Here is a 14,662-nt window from a genome sequence, read left to right on the forward strand (position 1 = left end):
CTAACCTGAGACATTCAGTCGGCTTTCGTCCGGTCACCGTAGATGGTATGTCCTGCCGATGCCGGGAAACGACGGCCAATGGAAGCAGAGGGACGAGATGGCTGACGAATCCCAGACCGATAAGCCCAATGTGCTGCGCGAGACAGACGACGAAGCCCGCCGCCTCGCCCGCATGCTGGTGCGTGGCGCGCGCTATATGGCGCTCGCCGTCCTCGATCCGGAAACCGGCTTCCCCTCCGTCAGCCGGGCACTGACCGGCACCGATGTCGACGGCGTGCCGGTCATCCTCGTCTCGGCCCTTTCCGGTCATACCAAAGGGCTTGTTGCCGATCCCCGTTGCTCGCTTCTGGCCGGCGAGCCCGGCAAGGGCGATCCGCTCGCCCATCCAAGGATCACACTACAGGCACTTGCCGAAAGCGTTGCCCGGGATACGCCCGACCACACCCGTATCCGGAGCCGCTTTCTCGATCGGCATCCGAAAGCCGCATTGTATGCAGATTTTGCCGATTTCCGCTTCTTCCGAATCGTTCCGCAAAGCGTTTCGCTCAACGGAGGATTCGGCCGGGCCTATGTCCTGACAGGAGCCGATCTCATCATTCCCGAGCCGGGAACCGCTCCGGAATGGCTCGAACTCTCAAAGAGTTTAAAAAATATGACCGATGCTGCAGAGAGCCTTGCTGCCCACCTTGGCGCGGAAAACGGGAAGAACTGGCGTTTCGCAGGCGTCGATCGAGCCGGAATCGACCTTGTCGGTGGCGATCTTCAACTCAGACACGAATTCGATGAACTTGCAGCCTCGCCGGAGGCCGTGCTTGATTATCTTTTTACCATGTCTAAAGTTCATTAATCGGGTTACCCGAAATTTAGGGATATACAATCCCTTTTGCTGCTTGTTAATTTTCGCATGTACGACGAAGGGTGAATTTTAGAGCGGGGGGCCGCTTTGAAAGACGAGGGGTTTTAACTTATGGACACGATGGCACTATCCGAGCATTCCACCGCAGCGGCAGGCTTGTTGTCTGCAATGGCCAATCCGAAGCGGTTGATGATCCTGTGCTGCTTGGTAAGAGGTGAGGTCGCTGTCGGTGCGCTCGCTTCGCAGGTCGGTCTCAGCCAGTCGGCGCTGTCGCAGCATCTTTCCAAGCTGCGCGCTCAGAAACTGGTGAAGACTCGCCGCGATGCACAGACGATTTATTATTCCAGTTCATCTGAATCGGTGATCAAAATACTGGAGACGCTGGAAGAGATTTATTGCGCGCCGGCTCAAAAGAAATCCGCCGCCGCTTAGATCTGACGACGCAGACATAGTGTCTTTACTGCCTTGACTTAGCCTCCGGCATCCATGGCCGGAGGTAAGGTTGTCTGTTGACTTGTCGCATCATTGCCAAATCCGAACCGCGGTGCCGTCGTTGCCGGCGGCGTTTGATGCCGTCATGGACTTACCTCGCGCCTGCAAAGGCGGTTGACGGCCCCGCTCCCCCTGATAATTTGACCATGCAGTCAAAACTTGGCGCGAAACGCCGACCGGGAAATGGCCACCCGATGATCCGAATGGCCATGGAGAGCCTCATGTCCAACCGCCTGAATACCACGCCCAACGATCTGAGGGCGTTCTGGATGCCGTTTACGGCCAATCGCCAGTTCAAGAAGGAACCCCGTCTTTTCGTGAGTGCCAAGGATATGCACTACACGACCCATGACGGCCGCCAGGTGCTCGACGCCACCGCTGGCCTTTGGTGCGTCAATGCCGGCCACTGCCGGCCGAAGATCACCGAGGCGATCCGCGAGCAGGCCGGCGAGCTGGATTACGCACCCGCCTTCCAGCTCGGCCATCCGAAGGCCTTCGAACTCGCCAACCGCCTGGTCGACATCGCGCCGGAGGGCATGAATCACGTCCTCTACACCAATTCCGGTTCGGAATCGGTCGAAACGGCACTGAAAGTCGCCCTCGCCTACCACCGCGCCAAGGGCAACGGCTCTCGCTTCCGGCTGATCGGCCGCGAGCGTGGCTATCACGGCGTCAATTTCGGCGGCATCTCGGTCGGCGGCATCGTCGCCAACCGCAAGATGTTCGGCACGCTGCTCACCGGCGTCGACCATATGCCGCACACACACCTGCCCGGCAAGAATGCCTTTACCCGTGGCGAGCCTGAGCACGGCGGCGACATCGCCTCCGAGCTGGAGCGCATCGTCACGCTGCACGACGCCTCGACCATCGCCGCTGTGATCGTAGAACCCGTGGCCGGCTCCACCGGCGTACTCATCCCGCCGAAGGGCTATCTGCAGAAGCTGCGCGAGATCTGCACCAAACACGGTATCCTTCTTATCTTCGATGAGGTCATCACCGGCTTCGGCCGCATGGGCACACCCTTTGCCGCCCAATATTACGGCGTCACTCCGGACATTATGACCACTGCCAAAGGCCTCACCAACGGTGTCATCCCGATGGGGGCGGTGCTGGTGACGTCCGAAATCCACGATGCGTTCATGAACGGTCCGGAGCACCTGATCGAGTTCATGCACGGCTATACCTATTCCGGCAATCCGATCGCCTCGGCTGCCGGCCTCGCGACGCTGGAAACCTACAGGGAGGAAGGCCTGTTCGAGCGGGCCCGGGAGATCGCCCCCTACTGGGAGGAAGGTCTCCACTCGCTGAAGGACCTGCCGAACGTCATCGATATCCGCAATATCGGCCTGATCGGCGCGATCGAGCTCGACCCGATCGCCGGCGAACCGACCAGGCGTGCCTTCTCCGCCTTCCTGAAGGCCTATGAGAATGGCCTTCTGATCCGCACGACCGGCGACATCATCGCCATGTCGCCGCCGCTGATCGTCGAGAAGCATCACATCGACGAGATCTTCGGCAAGCTGCGCGAGATCTTGAAGAACAATATCTGAAAATCAGTCCGGACATGAAAAAAGGCGGTCTGCACGGCCGCCTTTTCTTTTTCAGGCAGAAGACCTCAGGCCTTGAAGAAGGCTAGCAGATCGGCGTTGATCACATCCGCATGGGTGGTCGCCATGCCGTGCGGCAATCCTTCATAGACCTTCAGCGTCCCGTTCTTCAAAAGCTTGTGGGAAAGCAGCGCCGAGTCGGCGATCGGCACGATCTGGTCGTCGTCGCCATGCATGACGAGCACCGGCACCTCAATCTTCTTGAGGTCTTCGGTGAAGTCGGTTTCCGAGAAGGCTTTGATGCAGTCGTAATGCGCCTTGGCGCCGCCCATCATGCCCTGACGCCACCAGTTGTCGATCACGCCCTCGGAAACCTTGGCGCCTGCCCGGTTGAAGCCGTAGAACGGGCCGGCCGGAATATCGCGGAAGAACTGCGCCCGGTTGGCGACAAGCGCCGCACGAAAGCCGTCGAACACTTCGATCGGCAGGCCGCCCGGATTATTTTCCGTCTTGAGCATGATCGGTGGCACGGCGCCGATCAGCACGGCCTTGGCAACCCGGTCGCCGCCGCCATATTGCGCCACATAGCGGGTAACTTCGCCGCCGCCGGTGGAGTGCCCGACATGGATCGCGCCTTTCAGATCGAGATGCGCGGCAAGTTCCGCGACATCGGCCGCATAGGTGTCCATTTCATTGCCGGTATCGGTCTGGCTGGACCGGCCATGGCCGCGGCGGTCATGAGCGATCACACGGTAACCCTGCGCAAGGAAGAACAGCATCTGGGCGTCCCAGTCATCGGCGCTAAGCGGCCAGCCGTGATGGAAGACGATGGCCTGCGCATCTTTCGGGCCCCAATCCTTGTAGAAAATCTGCGTGCCGTCCTTGGTAGTGATGGTATTGCTGGTCATGGTGCTCTTTTCCTTCTGAACAGAGTTTGCGGATTGTGCGGATGCCTGTCTTATTGGAAAGAAGGGCGGGACCGCAGCCGTAGCGGCAAGACCCAGCCCCGCGATCATAATACGTCTGCGTGTCGTTTTGTTAGCCTGGTCGTTCACCGTGCTCTCCATTAACTATCGCGACATTTATTATCGCGATATCGATATGCTTAAACATTATCGAAAGCCCTGTCTACAGAAAAATTATCGCGATATCATTTTTCGTGGTATACAGGTTCAACTCGACCACTTGGGAAGTCTGCCATGTCGCATCACCCGCCCGTCCCCTTGGACAGCCAGCTCTGTTTTTCACTTTATATGGCCAATATCGCCATCAACCGGACCTATAAGCCGATGCTCGACGCCATGGGCATCACCTATCCGCAGTATCTCGTCCTGAGCGCGCTGGCCGAACGGGACGGCCTGACGGTCGGCGCGATTGCCGAACGGCTGTCGCTGGAATCCAGCACCATCACCCCGCCGGTAAAGCGTCTCGAACAGGCGGGACTGGTCGAGCGGCGGCGCAGCACCACGGACGAACGGCAGGTGCATGTCTGGCTGACCGAGGCCGGTAGCGACCTGGTCCAACAGGCAAAATGTCTCGGCGATACGCTGATCGAGCGCTCCGGAATGACGCTGGAAGAGTTTCAGGCTTTCAATCGAAAGGTCCATACCTTTCTCGATGCGCTGGCGGGCAGAGAGTAGAATCCGCCACAAAGGCCCCCGCTTGCGGCTTCGGGCCTATTCTTTCGTAAAATCGACAAAAACTGCACCGGTTTTGTTATCTTCTTGCGGAATCTCAGGCAAATTCCTACAGAATTGCCTGCTGGCTGCTGAAAGCCAAATATGGCTCGGCACGGCACCGACCGCATCGCCTTACCGTCAACTTGGCACGATATGTCCGAACGGCATTGGAGACGGCAGGAGTGAGATGCGGCGTTGACCGCGGGCTCGTTGAGCCCCATCCAAGGAGAACCGAAATGAACCTCAAGACGCTTCTGGGAGCGACGGCCCTCGCCTCCCTCACTTTCGCACCGCTTGCCCATGCCGAAATCGTCATCGGCCTGATCGCGCCGCTCACCGGTCCCGTTGCCGCCTATGGCGACCAGGTCAAGAATGGCGCCGAAACGGCTGTCGCGGAGATCAACAAGAACGGCGGCATTCTTGGTGAGCAGGTCGTCCTGAAGGCTGCTGACGACGCCGGCGAACCCAAGCAGGGTGTCTCCGCCGCAAACCAGATCGTCGGTGAAGGCATCCGCTTTGTTGTCGGTCCGGTGACGTCGGGCGTCGCCATGCCCGCCTCGGACGTTCTGGCCGAAAACGGCGTGCTGATGGTCACTCCGACCGCGACCACACCGGAACTCACCACCCGCGGCCTCACCAACGTGCTTCGCACCTGCGGCCGCGACGATCAGCAGGCGGAAGTCGCCGCGAAATATGTGCTGGAACATTTCAAGGATAGTAAGGTCGCCATCATCAACGACAAGGGCGCCTATGGCAAAGGCTTGGCGGATGCCTTCAAGGCCACGCTGAACGCCGGCGGCATGAAGGAAGTGATCGACGATGCCGTCACCCCGGGCGACAAGGATTTCAGCGCGCTGACCACGCGCCTCAAGGCTGAAAACGTCGATCTCATCTATTTCGGCGGCTATCATCCCGAAGGCGGCCTTCTCGCCCGCCAGCTTTCCGATCTCGGTGTCAAGGCGACGATCATCGGCGGCGACGGCCTCTCGAACAGCGAATTCTGGAACATCGGCACCAGCGCCGCCGCAGGGACCGTCTTCACGAATGCTTCCGACGCCACGAAGAACCCGGATTCCAAGGCTGCGGCCGACGCGCTCGCCGCCCGTAACATCCCGGCGGAAGCCTTCACCCTGAATGCCTATGCCGCCGTCGAAGTTCTCAAGGCCGGCATCGAAAAGGCAGGCAGTGCCGAAGATGTGGAAGCGGTCGCCGCAGCCATCAAGTCCGGCGAACCGATCGCAACCGCCATCGGCAAGCTCACCTATGGCGAGACCGGCGACCTCACCTCGCAGAGCTTCTCGCTCTTCAAGTGGGAAGACGGCAAGATCGTCGCCGCCGAGTGAGGCGTTTCAGATAGCATTCTGACGGGCGCCTTCCGGCGCCCGTTCTATCTCGGGCGCATGCGCCAATGGCACCTGGTTCACTCGACATGGACCGCCAGCGTCCGCTTGAGCGTCTTCAACACGACGCTGGTGGTGAATTTGCGGATATTCGGGTTGAGCTCCATCATCCGGTCGGCAAGTTCGTCGAAATGCTCGACCGACCGCGCGAGAACGACGAGCGTGTAATCGCCCCGCCCGGATGTCACCCAGGCCTCCTGGACTTCCGGCGTTTCGGCCACCCAGCGCATGAACGGCGGAAGAAGCTCCGGCCGGTCGCGCTCCAGTTCGACCTCCACCAGCATGGAGACGCTGGCGCCGACCTTCTTGGGATCGACGACCGAGACGTCCCGCAGGATCACCTTGTCTTCCCTGAGTTTCTGGAGCCGTCTCTGCGCCGACGACGCGGACTGGCCGGTACGATGCGCGAGCTCACCGAGCGTGATGGTCGCGTCCTGTTGCATCAGCTTGAGGATTTCGCGATCCATCTTCGTCAATGACATGAAGAAAACTCCCGCCGTCTTTGGAAATAATGCAAAATTTACCCGATACTTCCATAAATTTCGGAAACTCTACCCGAATTTTAGATGCAGTTTAGCTGCATGACGACAAACCAGCCATCCCCCTCCGCCGACGGCATCCTTGCCGCTTCCACCCGCATCGACGGGCTTTTCACCAACAGTCCGCTGGTCGAGCAGCAGACCGCCAATACGGCACTCGGCCTTCGCCTGTTCGCCAAGGTCGAAACGCTGAACCCGATCCGCTCCTTCAAGGGCCGCGGCACCGACTGGTGGCTCAAAAGCCAGCCGGCAGGTGACGGCGCAATCGTTTCGGCATCCGCCGGTAATTTCGGCCAGGGACTGGCCTATGCCGGCCGCGCTCAGGGCCGCAGGGTGGTGATCTTTTCCGCAAGGACGGCCAATCCCGCCAAGATCGAGGCGATGCGCCGCCTCGGCGCGGAGGTATTTCTGGAGGGTGACGATTTCGACCAGGCCAAGGCCGCCGGGCGCGCCTATGCAGAAACCCATGGCTATTCCTTCGTGGAAGACGGCGCGCTGAAGGAAATTGCCGAAGGCGCCGGCACGATCGCGCTTGAAATCACCGAACGGCTTGGCCGCGATGGCGTTTCGCTGCAAGCCATCGTCGTGCCACTCGGCAATGGTGCCCTGCTGACAGGCATCGGCACCTGGATCAGGGCGAATGCGCCGGGATGCAAGGTCATCGGCGTGGTCGCCGCCAACGCCCCCGCGATGAAACGCTCCTGGGAGAGCGGCAGGATCATCTCGACCGAAACGGCAGCGACCGCGGCCGACGGCATCGCCGTGCGCGAATGCGTTCCCTATGCGCTCGACTGCATGAAGACGACCGTCGATGACGTCTGGGAGGCCGGAGAAACGGCGATCCGACAGGCGCGGGATTTCTGCCGCCTCCATTACGGCCTCGTCGTGGAGGAAGCAGGCGCAGCCGGCATTGCGGGGCTTCTGGAACATGGGAAGGCGCTTGCAGGCGCCAACGTCGCCACCATTCTCTGCGGCGCCAATGTCAGGATCGATATCGCGTAGAGATTAGCCGGCTTGCGCCTCTCCTGGCTCTTTTGCGTCCGGCCGGTATCCAGTTAAGCTGGTCAGGACCGATTCAGCACCAGGAGCCTGCCATGACCAGCCGCCTCGAAACCTTGATCGACCAGGGCACGGGCCGCGAGCCCGCCGATATCGTCCTGAAGGGCGGCAGGTTCTTCGACCTCGTCACCGGCGAAATCGTCGCCTCCGACATCGCCATCTGCCGGGATCGCATCGTCGGCACCTGCGGTTCCTACAAGGGCAAGGAAGAGATCGACATCTCGGGAAGGCTCGTGGTGCCGGGCTTCATCGACACGCATCTCCACATCGAAAGCTCGCTGGTCACCCCGCACGAATTCGACCGTTGCGTGCTGCCCTATGGGGTGACGACGGCGATCTGCGATCCCCATGAGATCGCCAATGTCATCGGCACGGAAGGCATCCGGTTTTTCCTGGATTCCTCGCTCGAAACCATCATGGACATCCGCGTCCAGCTTTCCTCCTGCGTGCCGGCGACGCATCTGGAAACCGCCGGAGCCGACCTGCCGATCGAAAAGCTCTTGCCCTTCCGGGACCACCCGAAGGTCATCGGGCTCGCCGAATTCATGAATTTCCCGGGCGTCATCCACAAGGACCCGGTCTGCCTCGCCAAGCTCGACGCCTTTTACGGCGACCATATCGACGGCCACGCCCCGCTCTTGCGCGGCAACGACCTGAACGGCTACCTTTCAGCCGGCATCCGCACCGAGCATGAATGCACCACCGCCGAGGAGGCTCTCGAAAAGATCCGCAAGGGCATGCACATCCTCGTGCGCGAAGGCTCGGTCTCGAAGGACCTGCACGCGCTGATGCCGATCATCACCGAGCGTCTGTCGCCCTTCCTGGCGCTCTGCACCGACGACCGCAACCCCCTCGACATCGCCGAACAGGGCCATCTGGACTACATGATCCGCACGGCGATCGCCAACGGCATCGAACCGCTCGCCATCTATCGCGCCGCCTCGATCTCGGCCGCCCGCGCCTTCGGGCTTCGCGACCGCGGCCTCGTGGCGCCCGGCTGGCGGGCCGATCTCGTCGTCATCGACAGCCTCAGGAACTGCAAGGCGGAGATGGTCTTCTCGGCCGGCCGCAAGGTCACCGACGAGCTTTTTGCGACCCGTAAGCCGGTGGCGCCGGTCGGCCTCGACAGCGTCAAGGCGAGGCCGGTCGAAGCTGCCCATTTCGTCGTACCTGCCACCCAGGGCGAAACATCGGTCATCGGCGTCCTGCCGGGCAAGATCATCACCGAGCATCGCCGCTACGAACTCCCGTCGTTCGGCAACGAGACCGGCATCGACCTAGACCGCGACATCATCAAGGTCGCCGTCATCGAGCGGCACGGCAAGAACGGCAACCACGCCAACGGCTTCGTGCAGGGTTTCGGGCTGAAGAAGGGTGCGATCGCTTCGACCGTTGGGCACGACAGCCACAATATCTGCGTTGTCGGCGTCGACGAGGAGGATATGGCGCTGGCCGCCAATCGCCTTGGCGAAATCCACGGGGGGTTTGTCGTAGTCGAAGGCGGCAAGGTAACCGGCGAGATTGCGCTTCCCATAGCCGGCCTCATGAGCCTCGAACCCTATGAGACCGTGCGCGACACGCTGCACCATCTCAGGAAAGCGGCCTACGCACTCGGCACGACGCTCCAGGAACCGTTCCTGCAGGTAGCCTTCCTGCCCCTGCCGGTCATCCCGCACCTGAAGATCTCCGACATGGGCCTGGTGGATGTCGATAAATTCATGCTGATCGGGTGAGGTCGAACCGATGCCCGTCGTCTTTCGCTCGGGAAACCTGAAGTTCTACTTCTACTCCAACGAAGGCGATCCGCGCGAGCCGGTTCATATCCATGTGCGCGGCAGCGGTGCCAATGCGAAAATCTGGCTGGACCCTGTGATCGGCGTCGCCGAGAGCGAAGGCTTCAACAGCAAGGAACTCTCTGGTATCATTCGGCTTGTTATCGATAACCGCTCTCTTATCCGAAAGGCGTGGCATGAGCATTTCGGCGACTGACGTGACTTTCGATGAAGATATGATGTGGGTCTCGCTTAATGACGGCCGCACCCTTGGTGTCCCGCTTGCCTGGTTTCCCCGACTGCTGCTTGCCAAGCCCGTCGATCGTGAGAAATTCGAGCTGAGCCCCGGTGGCATTCATTGGGACGACCTCGATGAGGATATCTCGATCGCCGGCCTGCTTGCAGGTCGCGGCGACCGGACAGCGAAGCGGCCCGCTGCCTGACAAACTGACCTACCTCCGCCGCAGCACCATCCCCCCGTGATAGAGTACGCCGTCGCGGAAATCGCCGTCGGCGGTAAAGCCGGTGTCATCCTTGTAGTCGATATGGTCGCCGGTCACCCAATATTGGCCCTCATACGCCCGCTCGCGATTGCCGCGCGCCTCGACATAACGACCGTTCGGCAGGAGTTCGTGGCGGATATGGTTGTCCTCGGTCACCCACATGCCGACATAGGGGTGGTCGCTCATGGTCTTCTCCTCGTCTTTGATCTCGTGCGCGAACGCCGCAAAGGCCGCGATGAAGGCGAATGCCGCAGCACAGGCGGCAAACGCGAACAGCCGCCGGAAACACCGGTCAGCCCCGTCAACCATTGAGATATTCCCGTCTCAGCCACCGTTCGCGGCGGCCGCGGTCTGCCAGGCCCAACCGCTTGAAGAAGGTGCCGGCGAAACCGGCGGCCCAATGAAATGGGCTTTCGAGTAAGCGCTGGAAGTTGCTCATCACCGTCTCCTTTTCCGTCCGGGTTCTGTCAATCGGACGAGATGGAATATGGCGGAAACCGAGGTCGAGGTGGTAGACCAGTCCTCCGGCATGATTGCACAATCCTCCGAAGATGATTTGAAATGGCCGTGCACGCCACCCATATGGACTTTGCGCCCGACAAGCAGGGCCGCCGATTCAGGTATTTCCAGGACAAGAGAGAGCCACCGGATGGACAAGATCGCCAAACTTGCCGAACTGATTGCACAAAACACCGAAGGCGATGGCGTTCTCGAAACCGCGATCCCGCGCCTTTCGGTCATCCGCATATCGAAGCCGACCGAGCCGTTGCATGCCATCCATCAGCCATCGGTCTGCATCATCGCGCAAGGTGCAAAGCAGGTCATGCTGGCCGACCAGATCTTCCGTTACAGCCCCGGCCGGTATCTGGTCGTCTCGGCCGATATGCCTGTCACCGGACAGGTCATCGAAGCGAGCGAGGACAAGCCCTATCTCTGCTTCCGGCTCGATCTCGACATGAAGCTCCTGAGCGACATGCTGGTCGAGATGCCGCATGCCTTCGGCCCATCCGCGTCCCCCTGCAAATGTGTGGGCGTTTGCGAAACCACGCAGGAATTCCTGGACGCCGCGATCCGGATGGCGCAGCTCCTCGACCGGCCCGACGAGATCGCCTTTCTTGCGCCGCTCATCGAGCGCGAGTTGATGTTCCGCATGCTGCGCGGCGGTCAGGCGGAGATGATCCGCCAGATGCTGGCGCCGGAAAGCCGGCTGCAGCAGGTCAACCGTGCGATCGCCTGGATTCGCCAGAATTTCACCGCTCCCTTCTCGATCGAGCAGGTCGCCACGGAGGCGCGCATGAGCACGTCCTCGCTGCACCAGCATTTCCGCGAGGTGACGGCTATGAGCCCGCTGCAATACCAGAAGCAGCTTCGCCTGCAGGAGGCCCGCCGGCTGATCCTCGGCAACGCGATGGATGCTGCGACTGCCGCCCACAGCGTCGGTTATGACAGCCCTTCGCAGTTCAGCCGCGAATACCGCCGCCTCTTCGGCGCCCCGCCGATCAAGGACATAGCGCGGCTGAGAAGCGAGCCTGCGCATTACGCGCAGGCTTGATGCATGCCGTCAAAGGCGGCCGCCCGTTTTGGGATGACGACATTCACATAAAGATTGATCACACCCGCGCGCAGAACATATCCAAGGCATCGAGCCTCACCACGCCCTTCTCAAGCCGCGACGCAAAGCCAGGTGGCGATACCGGCAGGCAATCGCCGAGCCGCTTGGGCAGCGTGTAATCCTGCGGCATGCGTGTCAGATTGAAGACGAAGAGCAGGCTTTCACCACCCTTCTCCCTCACAAAGGCGAGCAGGTCCTGATTGGTGTCGAGGAAAGTCATGTCACCATCAGTGAGCGGCGGATGCGCCTTGCGGAAGGCAAGCGTCGCCCGGTAGTGGTGGAGCACGGAAGCCGGATCGGCCTCCTGCACGTCGACGGCGCGCGCGGCATGTTCGCGCGGTACCGGCAGCCAGGTCTTGGCTCCCTCCGTAAAGCCGGCATGCGGCGCACCCGCCTCCCATACCATCGGCGTACGGCATCCGTCGCGTCCCTTGAAGGCCGGCCAGAAGCGGATGCCATAGGGGTCGCGCAGATCCTCGTAGGAAAGTTCCGCCTCTGTCAGCCCCAGTTCCTCTCCCTGATAAAGGCAGATCGAACCGCGCAGCACCGAAAGAAGCGTGATCGACAGCTTTGCGACGCGGTCCTGTTCTTCCGGTACCTCGATGAAGCGGGTGACGTGCCGCACCACGTCGTGGTTGGAAAAGGCCCAGCAGACCCAGCCGTTGGTGACCGTGTCCTGCACGGTCGTCATCACCTTGCGGATATAGGCCGCGGAGAAGGCCGGACCGAGCAGATCGAACGTGTAGCACATGTGCAGCTTGTCGTTGCCGCTCGTATAGATCGCCAGCGTCGTCAGTGAACGCGGTCCATCGCCCACTTCGCCCACGGTCGCCCGCCCCTCGTAGCTGTCGAGCAACGCCCTCAACCGCTTCAGGAACCCGATGTTTTCCGGCTGGCTCTTGTCGTAGAGGTGATTCTGCATGGAATAGGGATTGGTGTCCGTCTCCATGCCCGCCCCTTCGGTGTCATAGACCATCGGCGGATTGTTGCGAAGTTGCTTGTCGTGGAAATAGTAGTTGACGGTATCGAGCCGGAACCCGTCCACGCCGCGGTCCAGCCAGAACTTCACCGTGTCCAGCACCGCCTCCTGGACCTCCGGGTTGTGGTAATTGAGGTCCGGTTGGGAGATCAGGAAGTTGTGCATGTAATATTGCTTGCGCACCCCGTCCCACTCCCAACCGGGGCCTCCGAAGATCGAAAGCCAGTTGTTGGGCACCGTTCCATCCGCCCTGGGGTCGGCCCAGACATACCAGTCCGCCTTGGGATTGGTGCGGCTTGAGCGGCTTTCGACAAACCAGGGATGCCGGTCGGACGTATGGCTGATGACCTGGTCGATGATCACTTTCAGCCCCAGCCGATGGGCTTCGATCATCATCTCGTCGAAGTCCGCCAGCGTGCCGAACATCGGATCGACATTGCAGTAATCGGAAACGTCGTATCCCATGTCCGCCATCGGCGAAGTGAAGAAGGGCGACAGCCAGATGGCGTCGACGCCGAGGGAGGCGATATGCGGCAGACGGGCGGTGATCCCCTTGATGTCGCCGAGTCCATCGCCGGTCGTGTCCTGGAAGGAACGCGGATAGATCTGGTAGATCACTGCGCCGCGCCACCAGTTCGCGTCGGTTCTGTTCACCGCTTCAGTCGCCATGTCTCGACTCTCCTTTCTCCTTTGTTCCCGCCCAACCTAGTGCCCCCCGAACAAAAGACAACGCAAAAGCAAGGCCCTGGACGCTCTTGCCATCTTCGGCACTTCGGCCTATGCGACTTGGTCGAGATACCGGAGGGAACGAAAATGGGCGGGCGGCTTCTTTCGATCGGCGAATGCATGGTGGAACTGTCGCAGGCAGGCGAAGGACTGCTGCGCAAGGGTTTTGCCGGTGACACGTTCAACACCGCCTGGTATGCGCGTGCCTGCCTTCCGGCAGAGTGGACGGTGGAATATTTCACCGCGCTTGGTGACGATCCGCTCTCGTCCGAAATGCTCGTCTTCATGAAGGAGGCCGGCATCGGCACCGGCCATATCCGCCGTATCGAAGGTAAGACGCCAGGCCTTTACCTTATCACGCTGAAGAACGGCGAACGCACCTTCAGCTACTGGCGCGATACGGCGGCGGCAAGGAAGCTCGCCGACGATCCAGACGATCTCCGGGCAGCAATCGAGGCTGCCGACATCATCTATTTCTCGGGCATCACGCTCGGCATCCTTGCGCCGGAAGCGGTCGAGACGCTGCTTGCAGAGCTGCGCCGCGCCAAGGCGGCGGGCAAACAGGTGGCTTTCGATCCGAACATCCGACCGCGCCTCTGGACGGACAGGGACACAATGCTGAAGACGATCGAGGCCGGCGCCCGTGCCGCCAATCTGGTGCTGCCGAGCTTCGACGACGAGGCGACCCATTTCGGCGATGCGACCGTCACCGATACCATCGCCCGCTATCATGCGCTGGGCGTCGAAAACGTCGTCGTGAAGAATGGCGCTGAGGGCATTACCTTGAGCTTCGGCGGTTCCACGGCAATCCACGTTCCGGCTGTACCGACCCTGCAGATCGTCGACACGACCAGCGCCGGGGACAGTTTCAACGGCGCGTTTCTGTCGCGCCTCGTGCGGGGCGTCTCGCCTGCGGAAGCCACGACCTATGGCGCGAGCATCGCTTCCGTCGTTATCGGCCACCATGGCGCGCTGATCAGCCCGGCGTTACTGCCGGGGTGACTGGTCCGCCGTCCGGAACGAAACCGGAAAGCCGCGCATGACGGAGTTGGCGACGGTGCAAACTCGCCGCGCACGGTCGATCAGCGCACTCGTATCGATGCGGTCTCGGGACGTGCAGGTGACATCAAGGTCAGCCCGGGTCGCGATAAGCGGCGAGCCGTCCAACTCCAGAGTGACACGGACGGCGATCGCGTCGATCTCGATGCCCATGTCGTGCGCCACATAACGCAGGTCGTTGCAGAAACAGCCGCCGATCGCCAATGCCAGAAGCTGTGCCCCGTTGAAACCGAGGCCCAGTCCTCCCGCCTTTCCCTCAGGGCGATCGACGACAAGCGTATGGCTGCCGGCCCAACCCATTGCCGCTTCCGTACCTGCAACATTGCGAAGCTCGATGGTCGAAGACACCATGACACGCCCTCCTTGCGTTTCGAGCATCCCACCAATCAGGTCACCGTTCAATCGGAGAGCCTCCGCCCCCCTTCATCCTCCTGTAACA

At 61.1% G+C, this 14,662-nt stretch carries 17 protein-coding genes; 11 read left to right on the plus strand and 6 right to left on the minus strand.

Annotation, left to right across the window (positions count from 1 at the left end):
* Nucleotides 1-97 precede the first annotated feature (97 nt).
* The 3 genes from JL39_RS08180 (at nt 98) to JL39_RS08190 (ending at nt 2,898) form a co-directional block, all read left to right on the plus strand.
* Nucleotides 98-847 carry a pyridoxamine 5'-phosphate oxidase family protein gene (locus JL39_RS08180; RefSeq protein ID WP_037148131.1) on the plus strand — a complete coding sequence of 250 codons (750 nt, stop codon included), beginning with the start codon at nt 98-100 and terminating at the stop codon, nt 845-847.
* Between the two features lie 120 nt (nt 848-967).
* Complete coding sequence (locus JL39_RS08185; protein WP_037148133.1) at nt 968-1,288, plus strand: metalloregulator ArsR/SmtB family transcription factor; 321 nt, start codon at nt 968-970, stop codon at nt 1,286-1,288.
* A 281-nt stretch (nt 1,289-1,569) separates the two neighbouring features.
* Nucleotides 1,570-2,898: an aspartate aminotransferase family protein gene (locus JL39_RS08190; RefSeq protein ID WP_037148697.1), complete on the plus strand. Its 1,329-nt coding sequence runs from the start codon at nt 1,570-1,572 to the stop codon at nt 2,896-2,898.
* 65 nt (nt 2,899-2,963) lie between these two features.
* Here the strand turns inward: JL39_RS08190 and JL39_RS08195 are convergent, their stop codons facing one another.
* Complete coding sequence (locus JL39_RS08195) at nt 2,964-3,803, minus strand: alpha/beta hydrolase (RefSeq protein ID WP_152601066.1); 840 nt, start codon at nt 3,801-3,803, stop codon at nt 2,964-2,966.
* A 291-nt stretch (nt 3,804-4,094) separates the two neighbouring features.
* Between JL39_RS08195 and JL39_RS08200 the strand changes: the two genes are divergently transcribed.
* Nucleotides 4,095-4,535: a MarR family transcriptional regulator gene (locus tag JL39_RS08200; protein WP_037148135.1), complete on the plus strand. Its 441-nt coding sequence runs from the start codon at nt 4,095-4,097 to the stop codon at nt 4,533-4,535.
* A 275-nt stretch (nt 4,536-4,810) separates the two neighbouring features.
* Complete coding sequence (locus JL39_RS08205) at nt 4,811-5,917, plus strand: branched-chain amino acid ABC transporter substrate-binding protein (protein WP_037148137.1); 1,107 nt, start codon at nt 4,811-4,813, stop codon at nt 5,915-5,917.
* Between the two features lie 77 nt (nt 5,918-5,994).
* Here JL39_RS08205 and JL39_RS08210 read toward each other — a convergent pair whose 3' ends face one another.
* Nucleotides 5,995-6,456, minus strand: coding sequence for an Lrp/AsnC family transcriptional regulator (locus JL39_RS08210; RefSeq protein ID WP_037148140.1), 462 nt, complete (start codon nt 6,454-6,456; stop codon nt 5,995-5,997).
* A gap of 99 nt (nt 6,457-6,555) precedes the next feature.
* Here JL39_RS08210 and JL39_RS08215 point away from each other — a divergent pair, with 99 nt between their 5' ends.
* The 4 genes from JL39_RS08215 (at nt 6,556) to JL39_RS08230 (ending at nt 9,787) form a co-directional block, all read left to right on the plus strand.
* A complete protein-coding gene (locus tag JL39_RS08215; protein WP_052182732.1) occupies nt 6,556-7,515 on the plus strand; it encodes a pyridoxal-phosphate dependent enzyme in 960 nt (319 codons plus the stop codon).
* A 92-nt stretch (nt 7,516-7,607) separates the two neighbouring features.
* Nucleotides 7,608-9,305: an adenine deaminase gene (gene ade, locus JL39_RS08220; RefSeq protein ID WP_037148142.1), complete on the plus strand. Its 1,698-nt coding sequence runs from the start codon at nt 7,608-7,610 to the stop codon at nt 9,303-9,305.
* 10 nt (nt 9,306-9,315) lie between these two features.
* A complete protein-coding gene (locus JL39_RS08225; protein WP_037148143.1) occupies nt 9,316-9,561 on the plus strand; it encodes a DUF4160 domain-containing protein in 246 nt (81 codons plus the stop codon).
* Nucleotides 9,542-9,787 carry a DUF2442 domain-containing protein gene (locus tag JL39_RS08230; protein WP_037148145.1) on the plus strand — a complete coding sequence of 82 codons (246 nt, stop codon included), beginning with the start codon at nt 9,542-9,544 and terminating at the stop codon, nt 9,785-9,787. The genes JL39_RS08225 and JL39_RS08230 overlap by 20 nt, the downstream gene beginning before the upstream one ends.
* A 9-nt stretch (nt 9,788-9,796) precedes the next feature.
* Here the strand turns inward: JL39_RS08230 and JL39_RS08235 are convergent, their stop codons facing one another.
* Both JL39_RS08235 and JL39_RS31920 read right to left on the minus strand, forming a co-directional pair.
* Nucleotides 9,797-10,156: an Atu4866 domain-containing protein gene (locus JL39_RS08235; RefSeq protein ID WP_037148147.1), complete on the minus strand. Its 360-nt coding sequence runs from the start codon at nt 10,154-10,156 to the stop codon at nt 9,797-9,799.
* Nucleotides 10,149-10,286 (minus strand): hypothetical protein, encoded by a 138-nt coding sequence (locus JL39_RS31920; RefSeq protein ID WP_161784744.1) that lies wholly within the window; start codon nt 10,284-10,286, stop codon nt 10,149-10,151. The genes JL39_RS08235 and JL39_RS31920 overlap by 8 nt, the downstream gene beginning before the upstream one ends.
* A gap of 210 nt (nt 10,287-10,496) precedes the next feature.
* On the opposite strand from JL39_RS31920, the gene JL39_RS08245 reads away from it, so the two are divergent.
* Nucleotides 10,497-11,399: an AraC family transcriptional regulator gene (locus JL39_RS08245; RefSeq protein ID WP_037148151.1), complete on the plus strand. Its 903-nt coding sequence runs from the start codon at nt 10,497-10,499 to the stop codon at nt 11,397-11,399.
* A 58-nt stretch (nt 11,400-11,457) separates the two neighbouring features.
* On the opposite strand, the gene JL39_RS08250 is transcribed toward JL39_RS08245, so the two are convergent.
* A complete protein-coding gene (locus JL39_RS08250; RefSeq protein ID WP_037148153.1) occupies nt 11,458-13,107 on the minus strand; it encodes an alpha-glucosidase in 1,650 nt (549 codons plus the stop codon).
* Between the two features lie 144 nt (nt 13,108-13,251).
* Here JL39_RS08250 and JL39_RS08255 point away from each other — a divergent pair, with 144 nt between their 5' ends.
* Nucleotides 13,252-14,166 carry a sugar kinase gene (locus JL39_RS08255; RefSeq protein WP_037148156.1) on the plus strand — a complete coding sequence of 305 codons (915 nt, stop codon included), beginning with the start codon at nt 13,252-13,254 and terminating at the stop codon, nt 14,164-14,166.
* Here the strand turns inward: JL39_RS08255 and JL39_RS08260 are convergent.
* The gene (locus JL39_RS08260; protein WP_037148157.1) at nt 14,152-14,574 is read right to left on the minus strand and encodes an OsmC family protein; all 423 of its coding nucleotides are present in this window, start codon (nt 14,572-14,574) and stop codon (nt 14,152-14,154) included. The genes JL39_RS08255 and JL39_RS08260 overlap by 15 nt on opposite strands.
* Nucleotides 14,575-14,662 lie beyond the last annotated feature (88 nt).

The organism is Rhizobium sp. YS-1r, from assembly GCF_000757525.1.
Classification (GTDB): domain Bacteria; phylum Pseudomonadota; class Alphaproteobacteria; order Rhizobiales; family Rhizobiaceae; genus Neorhizobium; species Neorhizobium petrolearium.

Bases quoted from the DNA above. Each gene is read 5' to 3' on its own strand.
- JL39_RS08225 (WP_037148143.1), top strand. From the start codon at position 9,316: ATGCCCGTCGTCTTTCGCTCGGGAAACCTGAAGTTCTACTTCTACTCC.
- JL39_RS08185 (WP_037148133.1), top strand. From the start codon at position 968: ATGGACACGATGGCACTATCCGAGCATTCCACCGCAGCGGCAGGCTTG.
- JL39_RS08230 (WP_037148145.1), top strand. From the start codon at position 9,542: ATGAGCATTTCGGCGACTGACGTGACTTTCGATGAAGATATGATGTGG.
- JL39_RS08210 (WP_037148140.1), bottom strand. From the start codon at position 6,456: ATGTCATTGACGAAGATGGATCGCGAAATCCTCAAGCTGATGCAACAG.
- JL39_RS08180 (WP_037148131.1), top strand. From the start codon at position 98: ATGGCTGACGAATCCCAGACCGATAAGCCCAATGTGCTGCGCGAGACA.
- JL39_RS31920 (WP_161784744.1), bottom strand. From the start codon at position 10,286: ATGAGCAACTTCCAGCGCTTACTCGAAAGCCCATTTCATTGGGCCGCC.
- JL39_RS08255 (WP_037148156.1), top strand. From the start codon at position 13,252: ATGGGCGGGCGGCTTCTTTCGATCGGCGAATGCATGGTGGAACTGTCG.
- JL39_RS08190 (WP_037148697.1), top strand. From the start codon at position 1,570: ATGTCCAACCGCCTGAATACCACGCCCAACGATCTGAGGGCGTTCTGG.
- JL39_RS08200 (WP_037148135.1), top strand. From the start codon at position 4,095: ATGTCGCATCACCCGCCCGTCCCCTTGGACAGCCAGCTCTGTTTTTCA.
- JL39_RS08235 (WP_037148147.1), bottom strand. From the start codon at position 10,156: ATGGTTGACGGGGCTGACCGGTGTTTCCGGCGGCTGTTCGCGTTTGCC.
- JL39_RS08250 (WP_037148153.1), bottom strand. From the start codon at position 13,107: ATGGCGACTGAAGCGGTGAACAGAACCGACGCGAACTGGTGGCGCGGC.
- JL39_RS08260 (WP_037148157.1), bottom strand. From the start codon at position 14,574: ATGGTGTCTTCGACCATCGAGCTTCGCAATGTTGCAGGTACGGAAGCG.
- JL39_RS08215 (WP_052182732.1), top strand. From the start codon at position 6,556: ATGACGACAAACCAGCCATCCCCCTCCGCCGACGGCATCCTTGCCGCT.
- JL39_RS08205 (WP_037148137.1), top strand. From the start codon at position 4,811: ATGAACCTCAAGACGCTTCTGGGAGCGACGGCCCTCGCCTCCCTCACT.
- ade (WP_037148142.1), top strand. From the start codon at position 7,608: ATGACCAGCCGCCTCGAAACCTTGATCGACCAGGGCACGGGCCGCGAG.
- JL39_RS08195 (WP_152601066.1), bottom strand. From the start codon at position 3,803: ATGACCAGCAATACCATCACTACCAAGGACGGCACGCAGATTTTCTAC.
- JL39_RS08245 (WP_037148151.1), top strand. From the start codon at position 10,497: ATGGACAAGATCGCCAAACTTGCCGAACTGATTGCACAAAACACCGAA.